The sequence below is a fragment of the Chryseobacterium sp. VD8 genome, from assembly GCF_037149975.1.
Classification (GTDB): domain Bacteria; phylum Bacteroidota; class Bacteroidia; order Flavobacteriales; family Weeksellaceae; genus Chryseobacterium; species Chryseobacterium indicum.
Genome location: NZ_JBBCQL010000055.1, coordinates 1 through 21,641, shown reverse-complemented (window position 1 = coordinate 21,641; position 21,641 = coordinate 1). Strand labels below are relative to the sequence as shown.

Below are 21,641 nucleotides of genomic sequence, written 5' to 3'. Positions count from 1 at the left end.
ATACGACCGTTATTAAGAGGGCGTGATATTAAGCGATACTCATTTGAATTTGCTGATTTATATCTAATTACGACATTTCCAAGCTTGAAAATAGATATTGAACTGTATCCGGCTGTAAAACAGCATCTTCTGTCCTTTGGCTATGACCGGTTAAAACAGACTGGAGATAAGGGATCTCGTAAAAAGACTAATAATCAATGGTTTGAAACACAAGATTCGATAAGTTATTGGGAGGATTTTTATAGACAGAAAATTGTATGGAAAATAATTGGAGATCAAATGGCTTTTTTTATCGATAATAAAAACTTTATAGTTAACAATGCATGCTATATACTCACAGGAAACTATCTGGAATATTTAGTAATTATTTTAAATTCCAAGATAATAAAATGGTATAGCTATCTTACAAATATGAACAAGACGGGAGTTGGAGATATGCAGGTTGGCGCTCAAAATGTTGTTTTATTCCCTATTCCTATTCTTACGGAGAATGAACAAAAACCTTTTAAAGCTTTACTGCAAAAAATTTTATTAGCAAAACAAAACAATGAAGATTCTACTGAATTAGAAAAGTTATCAAATAATTTAGTATACTCAACATATAATTTAATTGACGAAGAAATAAAATTTATAGATCAACTATAAACCTGATCTCTTCATCATTCAGACCATATAATTGAAATACAAAAGAATTAATTTCATCCTCCAAATTTAAATTTTGAAAATTATTGATATAACTTACAACCTTTTCATTATAAATATTTTCGATTTTAGGTATCGGTATTTTTTCAATGTAAATTTTTTGCATTAAGAAGCCACCGTCATCTAATATAGAAACATATTGATAACAAAGATATTTTCCAATAGCAGAGTTTAAAATTAACAATATAAAGTCTAAATGTCGCCCAGTTGCAAAGAAACAAGTCTTATCAGTTAAATATTTTCCTAAAGGGTCATATCCAAATCTTGGAAATTTTTGTGTTTGATCTTTATGTATTCGCATTGTTTCAGCCCATAGTAATTTAGGTTTATAAAAATCCTCCATATAAGCACAGTTTCTTAAGTTGTATGGAGTATCTCCTTTGTCTGTTCGTTTTTCTAATTGAGGATAAAATTTATCTAAATAATTCTTTATTGCTGGATAAACATTGATGTCTATTGGTTTTATGCCTTTCTCTTTAATACCATTATGTGTGTTTATTAGCCATAAATCTGAAGATTCATAAGCATATCTTTTTATATCTCTGCCGCGTAAAATAGGTCGTATAATTTCTTCACTTTTAGGGTCCTGATCAATCAGCTCCTTTCTCTTAGCTCCATCTATAATAAAGGCATCATTAAATCCTGTTTTGATTCCGTAATTTATTCTGATATCCCAATCTTTTAATGGTGTACCAATCTTCTCAATTTTCTCCTTTATCTGCTGTTCGATTGGAGAGAGAATTACCCAACTGTCAGAATTTGAAAATGACAGTAATGAGGAATTCTGTCTAAAATAATCGCTCATATAGATGTTATTTTAATAGTCTATATTTATTTTAGGCAGTTATAATATATTTTATACCATTATTGTATAAAATTTTAAACAAAAGAAATGATTTACGGATACATCAGAGTAAGCACAGACAAACAAACAGTAGAAAATCAAAGATTTGAAATCAATCATTTTTGTGACAAGCAACAAATTGTTGTGAACAAATGGATCGAAGAAACTATTTCAGGAGCAAAGAATGTTGATGACAGAAAATTAGGAAAACTTTTAAAAAAAATGAAAAAAGGAGATGTTTTAATTTGCTCAGAATTATCCAGGCTTGGAAGAAATCTTCTGATGATTATGGGCGTACTTAATGAATGTATGAATCGTGATATTCAAGTTTGGACCATTAAAGACAATTATCGCTTAGGAAGTGATATTAATTCTAAAGTGTTGGCATTTGCATTTGGTTTATCAGCCGAAATTGAAAGAAACCTTATATCCCAAAGAACTAAAGAAGCATTAGCTCGAAAAAGAGCAGAAGGTGTAATTTTAGGCCGTCCTGTGGGTAGTAAATCTTCTAAGACAAAATTAACTGGTCAGGAAAAGAAGATTCAAGAATTGATTGAAAAGAAAGTTTCATATTCTGCAATAGGTAGGATTTTAGGTGTGCACAGATTAACCGTTTCTAGTTTTGTAAAAGAAAGAATGAACTAATTACAACTACAAATTAAAATAAAAAACAGAAACCAAATGTAATTCGCTTCCCAGTCCACCACCTAAATTCTGTCAAGGTCAAGCCCTCCGGATTTTCAGAAAAAGTTTTTGCGTATAACTATCTACGCAAAAACTTTTTCCAAAAAACCTTGACAGAATGCCACGCTCATTTTCAAAAGGCTTTCTTTTTTTCTTTTTTTCGGTTTTTCTTCGTTTTCTTTTAGAAATATTTCAACTGAGAAAATTCAGGCGCTAAGAGAAGGATTAAATTCTTGGTTTGAACTCTAAAAAACTTGTTCAAAATTTGAACTTTTTACTTGCAGATTTGAACAAAAATTTTTACTTTTACTACGTAAAATTTAAATTAGGATTTTACCACTTTTTTGCCAATGTCCTATTTGAGGCCATTCACAGAGATGCTACAGCGAAAATCTTATCCATAAAGCGATGAGAAATGGGTACAAAATCCCTCACTCTCCGCAAAAAAAATCCTTCAAATTTTACTTTGAAGGATTTTTTTATTACTGCATCTGTAATTTCAGACGTTTTTAGGGATCAATCGGATCAAGCGCAAAAGTTGGGGACTATACAGAAAGTTTAGCTGCTCTGAATAAGAAAAACGTTCTGTTATTTATCTGATTATGCTCTTCATTTTCTGTAGTACCAATCCGTTTATTTTCTGTTAAATTATCATTTGGTTCATAATTAATCTACAAATTAAAAGATTTTATAAGTTGCAGTACACTTTCAACTCAATTATAAGTTGTAGTTTAAAGTAAATTAATATTCCCGGAAGTACAGAGCATGATATTCTAAAACTGACGTTCAAAAGCGGTAATCATTGGCAAAAGAGAATTTACAAATTGAATTTCTTATGGTATTAAAAAGGGTTCCGGATGTATTTCTGTTTTTTGTATTTCTTGATTTTTGAAAACTGCTAAAAGCATACGATTAAATAATTTTCTACAGATCATATTTAAACTTTATTTTACCTGAAATAATTTATTTTAATTTATGCTAAATTCTGTTATTTGTAATTTTCTAATCGCTTACATGCAAAAACGGTAAAAAAAAATATCAATTTTTAACGTTTTTTAGCTTTAAAAGTGTTTTTTTTACACTTGTTTGTATTTTTTTTAAGTTATTTTTTTTACAATTCTTATCATAATATTTATCTAAAAAAATCACTTATTTTCTTACTCTAATCTCCATCATAAACACTTGTTAATTGATGCATTACAATATTGATAAGTGTAATTTTAATGATAACCTTATCATAATTTGTATGTGAATGTTTTCATAAAAAATCGATATGTAAATTGCTGATATTTAGGTGTTAGTGTGAAATTTATTTTTTTTATTCATTTGAATTTTTATATTTGTCATGTTACATAAATGTTAACACTTGCATGAGCCCCAATTTTATACATACCTATGTTTCGGTTGACTGTGTTGTTTTTGGTTTCGACCATGAAAACAGATTAAATATCTTATTAGTAGAAAGGCATCTTGATGAAGAAAGACAGATAAAACTTCCGGGAAGTCTCATTTTTAGTGATGAAGATGTGGACGATGCTGCAGAAAGAGTGCTGCACGAGCTTACAGGAATTAAAAAAATGGTTCTGAAACAATTTAAGTGTTTTGCAGATCCTATGAGAGCCAATAATGAAAACGATATTCAATGGATGGGAACAGAGTACAAACAGCATATCGACAGAATTATTACCGTTGCCTATCTTTCTCTGTGTAAGATTGATCATAAGATTAACAGTACAAAATACAGCACAGTAGATTGGTTTCCCATTGATGAGGTTCCTTCTCTGCCGTTTGATCATAATAAAATTATTAATGAATCTTTAGGGGAGGTAAGAAAATGGATAGAAGTGGATTTCTCTATTATATTTGAGCTTCTTCCAAAAAAGTTTACCATTAGACAGCTCTATCAGTTGTACAGTGCATTAAGTGAAAAACAAATTGATATTAAAAACTTTCATAAAAAAATCTCCTCGTTCAATTATATCATACCATTGGATGAGATTGAAAAGAACGTATCGCATCGTGCAGCCAGATATTATAAATTCGATGCCAAAATTTACAAGAAAAACAATACTAAACTAATTAAATAATACCTTTTTAAAACTATATGTACTTACTAGGCTATGATATCGGCAGTTCTTCTGTGAAAGTTTGTCTCGTTGAAGCATCCAGCGGAAAAGTAATTGCGTCCGAATTTTCACCTAAAAAAGAGATGAAAATTACTGCGATTCATCCCGGTTGGGCAGAGCAGAATCCTGTCGACTGGTGGACAAATCTGAAGTTGGCTCATGAAGCGGTAATGCATGAAGCCGGCATAAATGCAGAAGACATTAAAGGAATTGGTATTACCTGGCAAATGCATGGTTTAATTTTAGTAGACAAAGATCAGAACCTGTTAAGACCCTCCATCATCTGGTGCGACAGCCGTGCTGTTCCTTATGGAGAAAAAGCCTTTAAAGAAATCGGAGAAGAAAAATGTTTATCTCATCTCTTAAATTCTCCCGGGAATTTCACTGCTTCAAAATTAGCCTGGGTAAAAGAGAATGAGCCGGAAATTTTCGAAAAAATAGATAAAATAATGCTTCCCGGAGATTACATTGCCATGAGACTTTCCGGAGAGATCGGAATAACTGTTGAAGGCTTGTCAGAAGGGATTTTCTGGGACTTTAAAAACAATTGCATCTCAGAAGATGTCATTAATTATTACGGGATTCCGAAAAGCTTTTTTCCTGAAATCGTACCTACATTCGGGATTCAGTCAGCAGTTTCTGCCGTAGCGGCAGAGGAATTAGGCTTAAAAGAAGGAACTCCCATTTCATACAGAGCAGGAGATCAGCCGAATAATGCATTATCACTCAATGTTTTTAATCCTGGAGAAATCGCTTCCACAGCAGGAACTTCAGGCGTTGTTTACGGCGTTTTAGATAAATTAGACTACGATAAATTATCAAGAGTAAATACTTTCGCGCACGTTAATCATACCGAAGAATTAACGAGATTAGGAGTTTTACTTTGCATTAACGGAACAGGAATTTTAAATTCCTGGTTAAAACATAATCTGGCAACCTCCCTGTCTTCTTACGGAGATATGAACGACATGGCATCGCTTTCACCGGTAGGAGCCAAAGGATTAAGCATCATTCCTTTCGGGAACGGAGCAGAAAGAGTACTCGAAAATAAAGAAACCAATTGCTCCATTCACGGGATTAATTTTAATATCCATACCAAAGGAGATATTCTGCGTGCCGCACAGGAGGGAATAGTATTTTCCTATGAATACGGAATGGACATCATGAGAAATATCGGGATGGATATTCAGGTGATCCGTGCAGGAAATGCCAATATGTTCCTGAGTTCAATTTTCAGAAAATCACTGGCGGGAGTAAGCAATGCCGTTATTGAACTTTATGATACCGACGGAGCGGTAGGTGCTGCAAGAGCCGCAGGAATGGGAATTGGCTTTTACGCAGATTCTAAAGAAGCCTTCGCCTCTCTGGAAAGAATAGCCGTAATAGAACCGCAACTGGAAAAAAGAGAACAATACTTAGAAGCCTATTCGAGATGGAAACAGCATCTTAACGAAATAGTATAATCACCAATACAAAAAGATTTTTATTGTACTTATTGATTCTTCAGAATCAGTGAGCAGGGAAACTTTATGTTGAATTTTAAAATTAAACTAAAAATTAAAACAAATATATGAACACTTTAACAGGTACAAAAGAGTTTTTTACAGGTATCGACAAAATCAAATTTGAAGGGAAAGAAAGCAGGAATCCGATGGCTTTCAGATATTATGATGCAGAAAGAATTGTGATGGGAAAACCTATGAAAGACTGGACACGTTTTGCGATGGCTTGGTGGCATACCTTATGTGCAAACGGAAGCGATCCGTTTGGAGGACCAACAATTCATCATCCATGGGACATCGGAAACGATGCCGTAACCAGAGCAATGCATAAAATGGACGCAGGGTTTGAATTCATGTCTAAAATGGGTTTTAACTATTACTGTTTTCACGACATCGATCTTGTAGATCCTGCCGATAACTGGAAAGACTACGAGAAGAATCTTCAGACTGTCGTGGAATATGCAAAACAAAAACAGCAGGAAACCGGAATTAAACTTTTATGGGGAACAGCAAACGTTTTCACTCACGAAAGATACATGAACGGAGCTTCCACGAACCCGAATTTTGATGTTGTTGCGTGCGCAGGAACACAGGTTAAAAATTCCATTGATGCTACAATTGCTCTTGGTGGTGAAAACTATGTGTTCTGGGGAGGAAGAGAAGGCTACATGAGTCTTTTAAATACCGATATGAAGCGTGAAAAAGACCATTTGGCACGTTTTCTTACCATGTCGAGAGATTACGCGCGTCAGCAGGGCTTCACAGGAACTTTCCTGATTGAGCCAAAACCAATGGAGCCTACAAAACACCAGTATGATTACGATTCTGAAACGGTGATCGGCTTCCTGAGACATTACGGATTAGATAAAGATTTTAAATTAAATATTGAAGTGAACCACGCAACATTGGCAGGACATACTTTCGAGCATGAACTTCAGGTGGCAGTAGATGCAGGACTTTTAGGAAGCATCGATGCAAACAGAGGAGACTATCAGAACGGATGGGATACAGATCAGTTTCCTGTAGATTATTTAGATATGGTTCAGGCATGGCTGGTATTACTTCCTGCAGGAGGTTTAGGAAACGGAGGAGTAAATTTCGATGCTAAAATCAGAAGAAACTCTATTGATCCTGAAGATTTATTTATTTCTCATATTTCGGGAATGGATGTTTTCGCGAAAGGTCTCTTAGCAGCAGCAGATATTCTTGAAAATTCAGATTATAAAAAACTGAGAACAGACCGTTACGCATCTTTCGATAACGGAAACGGAAAGGCTTTTGAAGCAGGAACGCTTACTTTGGAAGATCTTCAGAGGATAGCTCATGAAATTGGGGAACCACAGCCAAAAAGCGGAAAGCAGGAATTGTTTGAAGCGATTGTGAATATGTATATCTAAATAAACGTAAAAAGGCTGCTAAACACTAAGGATTTTTCAAAACGATAATTATTAATAGCCTTTTTATTCAACCCTAATATTAAACGTAATAATTATGAATCGATCTTATTTAGCTAAAACCAATAAAGCCGCGCTCTTTTTTGCAATGGCTTTATTACCTTCCGGTTTAGCCTATTCTCAGAGTAAAAAAGATACTGTTGCTAAGGAGAAAAAAATAGAAGAAGTAGTGGTAATCGGGTACGGAACCCAAAGAAAGGAAGCCGTAACAGGCTCCGTAGCATCTGTAAAAGGAGATGTTTTAAGAGAAGTACCTACTGCTAACATTACTCAGGCATTGCAGGGAAGAACCGCAGGGGTAGATATTAGTCAGACATCTACAAAACCCGGAGCCAGCATGCAGATTCGCATCAGAGGAACACGATCTTTAACGCCCAATGCGAATGATCCGTTAATTGTTCTTGATGGAATTCCGTTTGTGGGATCACTTGGTGACATCAGTTCAAGTGACATTAAAAGTATAGATATCCTGAAAGATGCTTCTGCAACTGCGATTTATGGTTCCAGAGGAGCGAATGGAGTTATATTGGTAACAACCAACAGAGGTTCTAAAGGTCAGAAGCCAAGATTTACTTACAATTCTTTCACAGGAGTTCAGACCTTGTTTTCAAGGTTTCCGATGATGGACGGTCCTAAATTGGCCAAATTAAGAGCTGATGCAGGAAATATTTACGGATTAGGAAAAGATGAAACATTAGACACCAATACAGACTGGCAAAAGCTGTATTACAAACCGGCGATGATGACCAGTCATGATGTAGGGGTTTCGGGGGGAACGGAAGGAGGTAATTACAACGTAGGTTTATCCTATTTTAAGCAGGACGCTTTAATTCCGATCCAGAATTATGAAAGATTCTCACTAAGGATCGCCTTGGATCAGCAGGTTGGTAAAAGCTTTAAATTCGGATTTACATCCAATACCAATTATACAGTGTCAGAAGGGAATGGTGTTGCAGGAGCGCCGGTTCTGGGCAACTCTCCGCTAGCAAACCCTTATAATGCAGATGGAAGTATTAAAAGAACCATTAGTACGGCATCGAATATTGATCAGTCCTGGGTATACATCAGAAAAACCCTTGAAAATCTGGGGGATAAATATGTAGATGAAAGCAAAGGTCTTTCTTCATACAATAATTTATATGGAGAAGTAAGCTTGCCTATTACCGGTTTAAAATACAGATTAAATGTCGGATTGGATTATACCACTTCTAACAGCGGAAATTATACAGGAGTAGGGGTTTTCAATGTGAATTCAGCCGCTCCTTCCAGTGCAGGAAAAGGAAACAGCCAGACTTATCACTGGACATTAGAAAATTTATTAACCTACGACAGAACTTTTGGAAAACATAAGATTAATGCTGTAGCCTTATATTCTGCAGAAGGAAATCGGTATATCAGCAGCTATATGAGTGCCAAAAATGTACCGTCAGACTTCTTCCAGTATTACAATTTGGGACAGTCTCCGCAAGCAGATATTTCTGTGAAGCCTGAAGATCAGGTATATGTACAGAGAGGGCTTATATCTTATATGGGACGTGCTATGTACACCTACGATAATAAGTATATGATTACGGCAACGCTTCGTGCAGATGGTGCATCTGTTTTGGCACCGGGTAACAAATGGCATACCTATCCCGCAATATCTTTAGGCTGGAACCTTGCTAATGAATCTTTCATGCAGAGTCTCAAAGCCATCAACCAGTTCAAATTAAGATACGGATGGGGGCAGACCTCCAATCAGGCGGTTGGTCCGTACACTACCAAAGGTACTTTAGGGGTTGTTCCGTATAATTTCGGAAATACAAATACGACAGGGGTATATATCACTACCGCGCCAAATCCTGAGCTGGGTTGGGAATATTCTAAAACCAATAACTTCGGTTTGGATTTCGGATTGTTTAATAATAGATTGACAGGTACTGTAGAGTATTACAGAACCAAAACAGAGCAGGTGTTGTCTCCGACAAATCTTCCTATATCCGGAGGTATTGCAAGTGTAACAAACAATATAGGTCAGATAGAAAACAAAGGTTGGGAAGTTTCACTTAATGGTATGATCATAAACAATCCTGATGGTTTTAGCTGGGATGCAGGGGTTAACTGGTGTGCCAACAGAAATCAGATTTTAGCTTTGAATTCTGGGACTACCCGGGATGTGGCGAACAACTGGTTTGTTGGACATAATATCAATGCGATCTATGACTATCAGAACATTGGTTTGTGGCAGCAGGGAGATCCTTACCTGAATATATTGGAACCGGGGGGTAATATAGGAATGATTAAAGTCCTTTACACCGGCGGTTACAATGCAGATGGTACTCCGGTAAGAGCAATTGGTCCGGACGACAGACAAATTATCGATACTGCTCCGGATTGGCAGGGCGGTTTCAACATGAGATTTGCTTACAAAAATTTTGAATTGAGTACGGTAGGTGCATTTCAGCACGGTGGTGTTTTAATCAGTTCTATTTATGGTTCTTCGGGTTATCTTAACAGATTAACGGGAAGAGGAAATAACGTAGATGTAGATTACTGGACGGCAGAAAATCCGAATGTAAGATATCCTAAGCCGGGAGGTATAATGAGTGGAGATAATCCGAAATACGGTTCTACTCTTGCTTACTTCGATGGATCTTATCTTAAACTGAGAACAATAACACTAGGTTATAATTTGAAGAAAGAATTTTTAGATGATCTGAAATTAAATAGTTTAAGAATTTATGTAACGGTAACTAATCCTCTGGTTCTTTTCTCTCCTTATCATAAAGAATCAGGGATGGATCCTGAACCGAACTCTTACGGTAACCAGAATCAGGCGGTAAACAGCAGTCTTCCTTATAATGCGCGTCAGCTGATTATAGGAACCAATAATCCGTCTACACGTAATTATCTAATGGGAATCAATTTATCTTTTTAAATTACAAAATCATGATCAAGTTTAATAAAAAAATAGTTTTAGGAGCGTTTTTCTTCTCGCTTTGCTTATCCAGTTGTAATGAAATTCTGGACGAACAGCCAAGATCTAACTATACGGTGGATTATTTTAATACGCCGGATGGGGTAACAGCAGGGGTTACATCTTTATACAGAAGTTTGCGTTTATTGTATGGTAACGGCTACTTCATGAGTAACTGCCAGAACGGAACCGACGAATCTACTTTTGCACAGAGTGCAGACGGAAACTTTAAAGAATTGGACTTTTCAGGAAATGGTAATGTTACGCCCGCTTCTTTCCCTCCGAGTATGATTTGGGGATCTGTATTCCCTTCTATTAATACCGCAAACGGAATTGTAGAAAGAGGTCCGCAGTTTGGTGTGGCAGAATCATTAATTTCCGAAGCAAGATTCTTCAGAGCATTTGATTACTTTATGCTGGTTCAGACGTATGGAGGAGTTCCGTTAGATTTGGGAGCAGGAGAACTTGCACTCAATACAAATGCGATAACAACTTCTAAAAGAAATACCGTTCCGGAAGTTTACACCAGAGGAATTTTTCCTGATCTCAGAAAAGCAATAGATAATTTACCTGCTTCACCAAGAGTAACGGGAGGAGTAACGAAAAATGTTGCAAGATTATTTTTAGCAAAAGCCTACCTTACATACGGATGGTGGCTGCAGAATCCGAACAGCATTCCAACGTATCCGGACGCTCCAAGAACCGATCCGGATGGTCATAATGCACAATGGTACTTCCAGCAGGCGTATGACACAGCTATGCAGGGAATAACTACTCCCGGTCCATATGCTTTACAACCTACATTTTATGATGTCAATGTAGGATCAAACGACAGAAACAACGAATGTATGCTATATGCGGATCATACTCAGGCTAGTGCATTTTATAACGAATCAGATCCTGTAGGTTTCGGTTCCGGATGGGCTCCTGATAACTTCGCTGCGTGGATGCAGACATGGAACTACACCAACCTGAAGAGCAGCAGTTCTGCAACAACCTTTACTGCTGTAAGTTCTGTACAGCGTGCTGCAACACAATCTTTAGGTCGTCCATGGGTTCGTATGGCTCCTCCGATTGGAGTTATTCAGAATACATTTGCTGATAAAACTACCGATTCAAGATATGACGGTACTTTTGTTACGACTTACAGAGGTAATTGGGACAAAGCAGGTGTTACAAACGCTGTTCTGTATAATGCCAATAACTTACCTGTACAGCCGGGAGGAGCGATTCTGAGCTTCCTTAACGATGATTCCCAAACGCCAACTTATCCTTCAGGAGCAGGGCAAAACGGTGTGGGCGCAGGTACATTACCGGGAAGAGCAGATTGGGTAGTTGCACCAAACGGAATCAGCAGAATTGTTTATCCGGGATTGTGGAAAATCGGAACGTACCGTACGGATGATCCAAACGGACTGGGATATCCGAACGCGGGGCTTACTCGCCCTTTCAACGTAGCAAAATTCTCAGAATTCTACTTTATCGCAGCAGAAGCAGCTGTAAAAGGAGCTTCAGGTTCTATGACGGCGAGAGATTTAATTAATGTAATCCGTGCAAGAGCAGGAAAATGGAAATTTAATAACGCTCAAAATACAACGTACATTGCAGATAATAGTGCCGCAATGACTGCTGCAACGCCTTCTGTAATTACTATTGATTATATTCTGGCAGAAAGATCCCGTGAATACTACGGAGAATTCTACAGATGGTACGATTTAGTACGTACACAGAAATGGGGCGAATACGCAGCTTCTTATAAAATCGGAGGTACTGCTTATGGAAACCATACACCGCAGACCGTAACACGTAATATTCAGCCGTTCCATTATCTGAGACCGATTCCGCAAGGACAAATCGATGCCATGAGTGGTGCAACTGCTGAAGAAAAAGCAAAATACCAGAATCCTGGTTATTAAAAGTGAGTTAGTTTCACATTCATATATAGTTTACAGGGCAGATCCTAAAATATCTGCCTTGTTTTTTAATTAAAAATTTTAATGGTATGGAAAAAACATGGCGTTGGTTTGGGAAAAACGATAAAATTAAATTACAAACCCTTTTACAAATTGGTGTAGAAGGTATTGTTTCGGCATTACACGATATTCCTAACGGAGAAATCTGGAGCTTAGAGGCTGTTAACGATTACAAAAATTATATAGAGAGTCACGGTCTTCGCTGGTCTGTTGTGGAGAGTCTTCCCGTAAGCGAAGCAATCAAATACGGAGGAGAAGACCGTGATTTTTTAATAGAAAATTATATTAAAAGTCTCGAAAACTTAGGAAAAGCAGGCATTACTACGGTTTGCTACAACTTTATGCCGGTTTTAGATTGGGCAAGAACAGATCTTTTCCACGAATGGGAAGACGGTTCTTCATCATTGTATTTTAACAAAGCAAGATTTGCTTATTTTGAAATTCATATTCTTAAAAGAGAAGGAGCAGAAAAGGACTATAGCGAGGAAATTCTTCAAAAAGTTGAAGAACTTAAAAATATACTCACGGAAAAAGACAACCATGATCTGATCGATTCAGTTATTGTGAAAACACAGGGATTCGTCAACGGAAACATAAGAGAAGGCGAATCAAATCCCGTAGAAAAGTTCAACAATTTACTGGCATTATATAATGGTATAGATAAAAATCAGCTTCGCGAAAACCTGAAATATTTCCTCGAAAAAATAATGCCGGTTTGTGAAGAATGGAATATCCAGATGTGTGTTCATCCCGATGATCCGCCTTTCGCACTACTTGGTTTGCCAAGAATTGTCACCAATGAAGAAGACATCGACTGGTTTCTGAATGCAGTAAACAATCCCCATAACGGACTCACTTTCTGTGCAGGTTCGCTTAGTGCCAATCTACAAAATGATGTTCCGAAACTGGCTCAGAAATTTGCTCACAGAACAAAATTTGTTCATCTCAGAAGCACCAATGTTTTTGAAAACGGAGACTTTATTGAAGCGCATCATTTAGGCGGAAGAGGAAAGTTAATCGATGTAATAAGAGTATTTGAAAAAGAAAATCCCGATCTGCCCATGAGGATCGATCACGGAAGATTATTGTCGGAAGATACAGATAAATGCTATAATCCGGGATATTCTTTCTTGGGAAGGATGCTGGCTTTAGGACAGATAGAAGGAGTAATGGCAGCCGTACAAAATGAAATGAACAAAAAACTTTAGGAAAAAGAACCCGAAGGGTTCAATAGAAATAACCACAGGTGAAACCTATGGAAAACAGAATACAATGAACAGCGAACCCAAACCCGAAGGGTTCAATATCAACCATTATTCATCAAAAATAAAAAATGAACGAAATATTCAGTATAAAAGATAAAGTCGCAGTCATTACAGGAGCTTCCGGCGTTTTGGGAGGAAGTCTTGCCAAAAGTTTTATCGAAGCCGGTGCAAAAGTGGTGATGTTAGGAAGAAACCACGAAACACTGCAGTCCCGTGTAAAGGAACTTGCAGGTTCAGAAGATCATGCATTTGCCGTGGAAGCCAATGTAATGAACATCGAAAGTCTGGAGAATGCATCAGAAAAAATCATCGAAAAGTATGGCAAAATAGATATTTTGCTGAACATTGCCGGAGGAAATATTCCTTCAGCAACCTTATCTCCCGACCAGTCATTTTTAGACATGAACATCAGTGGATGGGATGAGGTTACTGCTCTTAATATCAACGGAACTGTTTATCCGAGCTATGTTTTCGGAAAAATAATGGCGGAACAGAAAAGCGGCAGCATTGTTAATATTTCATCAATGGCAGCATATTCTGCAATTACAAGAGTCGCAGGATATTCGGCGGCAAAATCAGCAATTACCAATTTTACCCAATGGCTTTCTTCCGACCTTGCTTTAAAATTCGGAGATAAAATCCGTGTAAATGCAGTAGCGCCAGGATTTTTCATCGGAGATCAGAACCGTGCTATTTTACTGAATCCTGATGGATCTTTAACAGACAGAAGCAAAAAGGTAATTGCCAAAACACCCATGCAGAGATTCGGGGAAGTGGAGGAGTTAAACGGAACTGTACAGTTTCTCTGTTCAGATGCCGCAAGCTTCATTACCGGAGCTTTGATTCCCGTTGACGGAGGTTTCAGTGCTTTCAGCGGAGTTTAATTTTTTTTTAAATTGAATAATGAGTCATTTCATTAAAAATAAAGACGTTTTCGGAGATTCGTTTTTGCTGGGATCAGCAAAAGCAGAGAACCTCTATTTTGGCTATGCGGAAGGAATGCCCATCATCGATTATCACAATCATTTGGAACCTGATGTCATTTCACATAACCGGAATTTCCTTTCCCCTACGGCGATCTGGCTGGATGGCGACCATTACAAATGGCGCGCGATGCGGAATTTCGGGATTGATGAACATTTCATTTCCGGAAAAGCATCCGATGAGGATAAATTCCTTAAATGGGCAGAAACCGTTCCTTTTACGCTTCGGAATCCGTTATTTCACTGGACTCATCTTGAGCTAAAAAATACTTTTGGAATTAAGGAATATTTGTCCGGTAAAAATGCGGCAGATGTTTACAGCTCAATGCAGGATTCCTTACAGAAACCTGATTTTACACCACAGAATTTACTCAGAAATTATAAAGTGGAAGCACTTTGTACAACAGATGATCCTTCGGATGAGCTGGAACATCATAAAAAACTAAGAGCCGGCGGTTTCAAGACAACTGTTCTGCCGAGTTTCCGACCGGATATTTACATTAATATTATTGACCCCGAATCGTATATTTTCAACCTTAAAAAATTGGAAAAAGCTTCCGGAATCAATATCAGTTCAGTGTTCGATTTATTGAATGCGCTTCAGTCAAGAATCAATTATTTTGATGAGGTTGGAGCTAAAATTTCAGATCATGGATTTGAATATTTTCCGGATACAACGAAATGGAGCTCAGATCTGGAAAAAGAGTTTTCAGAATTTCTGAAAGGCAACAAACCTGCATTTTCCAATCCGGATGCGCTTTGCGGATTTCTTCTGAAAGAACTTTGCAAAATGTATTCTGATAAAGGCTGGGTTCAGCAGTTCCACGTAGGGGCAACAAGAAATAACAATTCCCTCATGCTGAAAAATCTTGGCGCCAATACAGGTTTTGATGCGATCGGAGAGCAGTATTTTGCTCAAAGGATGAGTGTTCTTTTTGATGAACTCAACTCCGAAGACAAACTTGCAAAGACAATTATTTACAATTTAAATCCGGCTTATAATGAAGTTCTGGCTTCTCTTGCAGGCAATTTCAACCAATCCGGAATCCGGTCAAAAATACAGTTCGGTGCTGCATGGTGGTTTCTGGATCAGTTGGATGGAATGCAGAAGCAGATGAACACACTTTCGAATATAGGATTAATAAGCACATTTGTCGGAATGCTTACCGATTCCAGAAGCTTCCTTTCGTTTTCCAGACATGAATATTTCAGGAGATTGCTTTGTAACATATTCGGGAGAGAAATGGAAGAAGGGCTTCTTCCCGATGACGAAAAATGGGTAGGAAGAATAATTCAGGATATCTGTTACTACAACGCCAAAAATTATTTCAATTTTTAAGAATGAATCAGGGAAATTCAAATAAAATTTTATGCTTCGGAGAACTGCTTTTGCATTTTGCTCCGGATTCTCATGGAAATTGGCTGGAAAATCAGTCCGTCAAAATTTATACAGGCGGAGCTGAATATAATGTGGCTTTCGCTCTTTCCAAATGGGGAAATAAGGTTTCTTTGTATTCCGCATTACCGGAAAATTATCTGGGAAATCAATTGGAATTAAAATTAAATCAGGAAAAAATAGAAATCCTCGCAGAAAGATCAAATGGCAGATTGGGAACTTTTTACCTTCCTTTTGATGGAGATATGCAGAATGCCAAAGTGATCTACGACCGTTTTCCTTCGGTTTTTTCAGAATCAGACTTTTCAGGATTTTCCGATGATGAAGTTTTTCAGGATGTAACCTGGCTTCATATAAGCACAATTACACCGGCTTTGAGCGATAATGCTTTTCAAAAATGTTTTGATTTGATGAAGAAAGCCAATGCCAGAAATATCAAAGTTTCTCTCGATCTGAATTACCGGGCTTCTCTTTGGCAGAATCAGAATCCTTTTGATAAAATCTCAAGGCTTATGCCGTTTGTGAATGTTTTAATGGGTAATATATGGTCAATTCAGGAATTTCTGGACATTTCAATCCAGTACGATCTGAACGGAAATTTTGATGATGAAAATCTTGTAAAGCAGGCTGAAAAATCAGCTTTGGAAATTCAGAAATCTTATCCCAATGTAGAAAGCATTGCCAATACTTTCAGATTCACAAAAGGGGACGAAGTTCATTATTTTGCAACCCTGTATTCCGGAGGGAAATTATTCATATCAGAACACTACTATTCTGATAAAATTCTGGAAAGAGTAGGCAGCGGAGATTCTTTCATGGCGGCTCTTATTCACGGAATCATCAAAGAAAATACAACCCAAAAAATCCTGAATGATGCTGTAAAAGTAGCCTTTAAAAAACTTTTTGTACAGGGCGACACCATCAACGAAACGATTAATATCGAAAATTTATGAGTTTACTAATCATACAGAAAATAAAAGAGCAGAAGATCGTTCCATTGTTTTACAATGAATCTTTCGACGTTTCAAAATCCATTGTAGAATCGCTTTATGAAGCGGGAATCCGCGTTGTAGAATACACCAATCGTGGAGCATCTGCTTTAGAAAATTTCAGAAAACTGAAAGAACTGTCAGCGACAGAATTTCCGGAACTCTTCTTAGGAATAGGAACCGTAAAAAATGCGGCAGAGATGAATGAATACGTAAATGCGGGTGCAGACTTTATCATTACACCGGTGATTGATGACTCCATCGTGAAAAATGCTTCGGAAAGAAATGTTTTACTGATTCCGGGATGTTTTACCCCGTCAGACGTAAATCTGGCTTATCAGAACGGACTTAGAATGGTAAAAATATTTCCTGCGGATGTCGTAGGGAAAAAATACATCAGATCAATCCAGCCTGTTTTCCCTGAAATGGAATTTATGCTGACCGGCGGAATCAGTTCCGATCCGGAAGATATTCTGAGCTGGCTGGAAGGCGGAACCGTTGCGGTAGGACTCGGAAGTTCTCTGATTAATCCCAATCTTTCTTCCGAAGAATTAAAGAATAAGATGGAGAAATTATTAATTCAGTTAAAATCAAAATAAAATGCAGATACCTAAAACGAATCTCAGATGGTGGATGCTGTCTTTGGTTTTCCTCGCTACAACCATCAATTATCTTGATCGTCAGGTGATGGGATTGCTGAAACCAACATTAGAAACCGAGTTCCACTGGGACGAAAAAGATTACAGCTATATTGTGATGGCTTTTACCGCAACATATGCATTAGGTTATCTGGCAATGGGACGTTTTATTGATAGAGTGGGAACCAAAATTGGTTATGCGGTTTCTTTGGTCGTGTGGAGTCTTGCATCTATAGGACATGGTTTTGTGAAGAGTACAATAGGATTTATTGTTGCAAGAATGTCTTTAGGGCTTAGCGAAGCCGGAAATTTTCCCGCGGCTATAAAATCTGTTGCAGAGTGGTTCCCAAAAAAAGAGAGAGCTTTAGCAACAGGAATTTTTAATTCGGGAGCAACGGTCGGGGCAATTCTTGCTCCTGTTTTGGTTCCTTTTATTCTGGGGCATTACGGATGGCAGCAGACCTTTGTCTGGATTGGCGCATTGGGTTTATTATGGATTATTCTTTGGTGGAAATTCTATTACACACCGGAAAAATCGAAGCTTTTAAGTCAGGAAGAACTTCAATACATTAAAAGTGACCAGCAAACCCAGTCTGAGTCTCAGGAAAAAATTCCGCTGTCAGAATTATTGAAATACAAAGTAACATGGTCATTTGCCATCGGAAAAATAATGACAGACCCCATCTGGTATTTCTTCATGTTCTGGCTGCCCGCTTATTTTTCCGATGTTTTCAAAATGGATTTAACCAAACCTTCTATTCCATTAATCGTGATTTATAGCGGAACCACTATCGGAAGCATTGGCGGCGGTTATCTGTCATCATTTTTAATTAAAAAAGGCTGGGCAATCGGAAGAGCGAGAAGCATCGTGATGCTGTTGTTTGCATTAATGGTGGTACCGGTAATGTTTTCAAAATATGTAGAAAATATGTGGATAATAACCGTTATTATTGCGTTTGCAACTGCTGCGCACCAAGGCTGGGGAGCAAATCTCATGACAACGGTTGGCGACAGATTACCCAATAGCCATGTAAGTTCCGTGATCGGATTTGGCGGAATGCTTGGTTCGGCGGCAGGAATTATTTTCCCTCTGTTTATTGGTGTTGTTCTGGATACATTCAAAAAATCAGGAAATATTAACGGAGGATATAACATCATTTTCTTTATTGCAGGAATCTCTTATGTTACCGCATGGCTAATCATTAAACTGATTAATAGGAAATCTGTAACTGAAGAATTAAACAAGAATTAAAATTACAACTGCTTTTAATGAGGAATAAAATGCAGCTTTGAAAGATTTAAAAAGGTCAGATTCAATATTTTTCTGACCGGATTAAAAAGCATAAATACCATATTAAACAATAATCTAAAAATATAATAATGAGACAGAGAATAATGCATTCGATTTTTTTAAGAAATAAACTTACTTTGTTGGCTGCTGCCTCTTGGCTTTCCGTAAGTCATTTTTCTGCACAGACTTTCTCAGATTTTACCTATCGTGGAAACGACAAAATATACAACGAAAATCCCCTGAAACCGGACGAATTTTATTCCCCGATTCTTCAGGGCTGTTATCCCGATCCAAGTATTACAAAAAAAGGAGATGTTTATTATTTGGTAAATTCTTCTTTCTCAATGTTTCCCGGAGTTCCTATTTTCACTTCTAAAGATTTGGTAAACTGGAAGCAGGTTGGTCATGTTCTCGACAGACCTTCCCAGCTTAAAGTTGAAAAAGGAGGCGTTTCACAGGGAATTTATGCACCGGATATCAAATACAACAAATACAACGACACTTTTTATATGATCACTACCCAGATTGCTGGCGGAGTCGGGAATATGGTCGTGAAAACCAAAGATCCTGCAAAAGGATGGAGCGAAGTACAAAAGCTGAATTTTGATGGGATTGATCCTGCCATTTTCTTTGATGATGACGGAAAAGCTTACATCGTTCATAACGATGCACCGTCAAAAGGAACCGAGCAGTATCAGGGTCATCGCGTTATAAAAATGTGGGATTACGATCTGGAAAAAGACCAGGTTGTCGCAGGTTCAGACAGAATTATCGTGAACGGAGGAGTAGACCTTTCGCAAAAACCAATCTGGATTGAAGGTCCTCATTTATACAAGTACAAAGGAAAATATTACCTGATGTGTGCAGAAGGCGGAACCGGAGGCAACCACAGCGAAGTGATTTTTATGGCAGATTCTCCAAAAGGGCCTTTTGTTCCGGCTAAAAACAATCCGATTCTTACCCAAAGATACTTTCCAAGAGACAGAAAAGAAAAAGTAGACTGGGCAGGTCATGCAGATTTGGTGGAAGGCCCGAACGGACAATGGTACGGCGTATTTTTAGCAATCCGTCCGAATATCAATAACCGTGTAAATAAAGGTAGAGAAACTTTCATTCTTCCGGTTGACTGGAGCGGAACATATCCTGTATTCCAAAACGGTTTGGTTCCGATGAAACCGAAATTGAAAATGCCGGAAGGAATGAAAAATGAAACCGGACAAAACGGATTTTTCCCGAATGGAAATTTTACCTATAATGATAAATTAACCGATAAAAATCTGGATTTCCGTTGGATTGCAATGCGTGGACCGCGCGAAAATTTTATCACCACTACAAAAGCGGGGGTAAAAGTGAATCCTATGGAGAAAAATATCAAAGCTTTAGCCCCTGTTTCTGCATTATTCCACAGATTGCAGCATGAAGATTTTGAAACCTCCGTGACGCTTGATTTTAAACCTAAATCCGAAAAAGAACTGGCAGGAATTACTTGCTACCAAAGCGAAAGATTCAACTACGTTTTCGGGATTACGAAAAAAGACAAAGATTTCTACATTGTTTTGGAAAGAACAGAAAAAGGGGAATCCAGACTGATGGCAAGCGAAAAAATTTCACTTTCAAAGACGATTAAATTTCAGGTAACGGGAGAAAAAGATGAAATCAGCTTCAGCTATTCTTTGGATGGCAAAAACTTTAAAAATCTAGGCGGTCCGGTTTCGGGAGACATTCTTTCTACTGATGTTGCTGGTGGATTTACAGGAAGTCTGATTGGATTATACAGTACTTCTTCCAATGACATTGTGCCGAATTAATAGTAAAAACAATCACCCGGAATATGAATAGGAACGGGCTTTAGCCCGTTTTTCAAAAAAGAACAGCCAATTCGGCTTTAGCCAAAATAAAAGATCATACAGGCTTTAAAAGGCTAATTTTAATTACAAAAGATTGATTATCAGTAATGTCAAACTGAGTTTGTCAAAGAGTTTTTTAGATTGATTAAAACCAAGCCAAAATTGCAAAAACGTGAAAATTAATAGACCATTTTATATAGTTTCTTTTTGGGGATTTATCGGGCTGAATCCACTTTCGGCCCAGATAAATCATTCTGAAAAGACGACAACCCATTTTACCAACCCCATCATTTGGGCGGATGCTCCGGATTTATCAATTACCCGAAATGGTGACGATTTTTATCTCATAAGCACCACTATGCATCTGATGCCGGGAGCTCCTGTAATGCATTCCAAAGATCTGGTACACTGGGAAATGTCGAGTTATATTTTTGATACGCTAAATGATAATTCTAAATATGACTTGCTTAACGGAACCGTTTACGGACGTGGACAGTGGGCTTCTTCCATCCGTTATCACAAAGGAAAATATTACGTTCTTTTTTCCCCCAATGATGAGCCTTTCAAATCCTATTTTTATGTTACCGACAATCCTGAAAAAGGTAATTGGAAGCTTATTACGAGAACCAGACATTTTCACGATGCGTCTTTGCTTTTCGATGATGATGATCGGGTATATGTCTTTACCTCAAACAAAGTTTTTGAACTGAGTGCCGATTTTAAAACCATTATCGGAAATCAGGACGGAACAGAAGTCTTTCAGAAAGATGAATCAGAAACCGGACTTTTGGAAGGCAACCAGATCATTAAAAAAGACGGAAAATATTATATGATGATGATTTCCTGGCCAAGAGGCGGAAAACGCCGTCAGGAAATATACAGAGCCGATAAAGTTACCGGACCGTACGAAAAAAAGATCGTTCTGGAAGACAACTTTCTTGGAGTTTCATACGCCGGACAGGGCGCTTTGATTGACGATAAGAATGGCAAC

16 protein-coding genes are annotated in these 21,641 nt (G+C 37.6%); 15 read left to right on the top strand and 1 reads right to left on the bottom strand.

The annotated features are described in order from the left end of the window. The coding region (locus tag WFK35_RS08575) for a TaqI-like C-terminal specificity domain-containing protein (protein WP_336732322.1) at positions 1-645 on the top strand (645 nt) is incomplete at its 5' end. On the opposite strand, the gene WFK35_RS08570 is transcribed toward WFK35_RS08575, so the two are convergent. Continuing rightward, on the bottom strand, positions 629-1,507 hold the full coding sequence (locus WFK35_RS08570) for a hypothetical protein (RefSeq protein WP_336732321.1): 879 nt from the start codon (positions 1,505-1,507) through the stop codon (positions 629-631). The genes WFK35_RS08575 and WFK35_RS08570 overlap by 17 nt on opposite strands. A gap of 87 nt (positions 1,508-1,594) precedes the next feature. Here WFK35_RS08570 and WFK35_RS08565 point away from each other — a divergent pair, with 87 nt between their 5' ends. From WFK35_RS08565 to WFK35_RS08500, 14 genes are all read left to right on the top strand, one after another. Then, on the top strand, positions 1,595-2,191 hold the full coding sequence (locus tag WFK35_RS08565; protein WP_027383975.1) for a master DNA invertase Mpi family serine-type recombinase: 597 nt from the start codon (positions 1,595-1,597) through the stop codon (positions 2,189-2,191). 1,409 nt (positions 2,192-3,600) lie between these two features. Further along, positions 3,601-4,317, top strand: a complete 717-nt coding sequence (locus WFK35_RS08560) for an NUDIX hydrolase (RefSeq protein WP_214589402.1) — start codon at positions 3,601-3,603, stop codon at positions 4,315-4,317. Between the two features lie 17 nt (positions 4,318-4,334). Then, positions 4,335-5,819 carry a xylulokinase gene (locus tag WFK35_RS08555; protein ID WP_214589403.1) on the top strand — a complete coding sequence of 495 codons (1,485 nt, stop codon included), beginning with the start codon at positions 4,335-4,337 and terminating at the stop codon, positions 5,817-5,819. A 107-nt stretch (positions 5,820-5,926) separates the two neighbouring features. Beyond that, complete coding sequence (xylA, locus tag WFK35_RS08550) at positions 5,927-7,255, top strand: xylose isomerase (RefSeq protein ID WP_336732320.1); 1,329 nt, start codon at positions 5,927-5,929, stop codon at positions 7,253-7,255. 94 nt (positions 7,256-7,349) lie between these two features. After that, the gene (locus WFK35_RS08545; protein WP_336732319.1) at positions 7,350-10,229 is read left to right on the top strand and encodes a SusC/RagA family TonB-linked outer membrane protein; all 2,880 of its coding nucleotides are present in this window, start codon (positions 7,350-7,352) and stop codon (positions 10,227-10,229) included. Between the two features lie 11 nt (positions 10,230-10,240). Next, positions 10,241-12,184, top strand: a complete 1,944-nt coding sequence (locus tag WFK35_RS08540; protein ID WP_336732318.1) for a RagB/SusD family nutrient uptake outer membrane protein — start codon at positions 10,241-10,243, stop codon at positions 12,182-12,184. Positions 12,185-12,270: 86 nt separating this feature from the next. After that, the gene (gene uxuA, locus WFK35_RS08535; protein WP_336732317.1) at positions 12,271-13,449 is read left to right on the top strand and encodes a mannonate dehydratase; all 1,179 of its coding nucleotides are present in this window, start codon (positions 12,271-12,273) and stop codon (positions 13,447-13,449) included. A 125-nt stretch (positions 13,450-13,574) separates the two neighbouring features. Beyond that, positions 13,575-14,390: an SDR family oxidoreductase gene (locus tag WFK35_RS08530; RefSeq protein ID WP_336732316.1), complete on the top strand. Its 816-nt coding sequence runs from the start codon at positions 13,575-13,577 to the stop codon at positions 14,388-14,390. 19 nt (positions 14,391-14,409) lie between these two features. Beyond that, positions 14,410-15,828 carry a glucuronate isomerase gene (gene uxaC / locus WFK35_RS08525; RefSeq protein WP_336732315.1) on the top strand — a complete coding sequence of 473 codons (1,419 nt, stop codon included), beginning with the start codon at positions 14,410-14,412 and terminating at the stop codon, positions 15,826-15,828. A gap of 2 nt (positions 15,829-15,830) precedes the next feature. Beyond that, positions 15,831-16,838, top strand: a complete 1,008-nt coding sequence (locus WFK35_RS08520; protein WP_336732314.1) for a PfkB family carbohydrate kinase — start codon at positions 15,831-15,833, stop codon at positions 16,836-16,838. Beyond that, positions 16,835-17,473 carry a bifunctional 4-hydroxy-2-oxoglutarate aldolase/2-dehydro-3-deoxy-phosphogluconate aldolase gene (locus WFK35_RS08515; RefSeq protein WP_336732313.1) on the top strand — a complete coding sequence of 213 codons (639 nt, stop codon included), beginning with the start codon at positions 16,835-16,837 and terminating at the stop codon, positions 17,471-17,473. The genes WFK35_RS08520 and WFK35_RS08515 overlap by 4 nt, the downstream gene beginning before the upstream one ends. Before the next feature lies 1 nt (position 17,474). Next, entirely contained in the window at positions 17,475-18,764 is a 1,290-nt protein-coding gene (locus WFK35_RS08510) for an MFS transporter (protein WP_336732312.1), read from the top strand. A 128-nt stretch (positions 18,765-18,892) separates the two neighbouring features. Beyond that, entirely contained in the window at positions 18,893-20,611 is a 1,719-nt protein-coding gene (locus WFK35_RS08505) for a glycoside hydrolase family 43 protein (RefSeq protein WP_336732311.1), read from the top strand. Between the two features lie 211 nt (positions 20,612-20,822). Next, on the top strand, positions 20,823-21,641 hold an 819-nt coding region (locus tag WFK35_RS08500), incomplete at its 3' end, for a glycoside hydrolase 43 family protein (protein WP_336732309.1).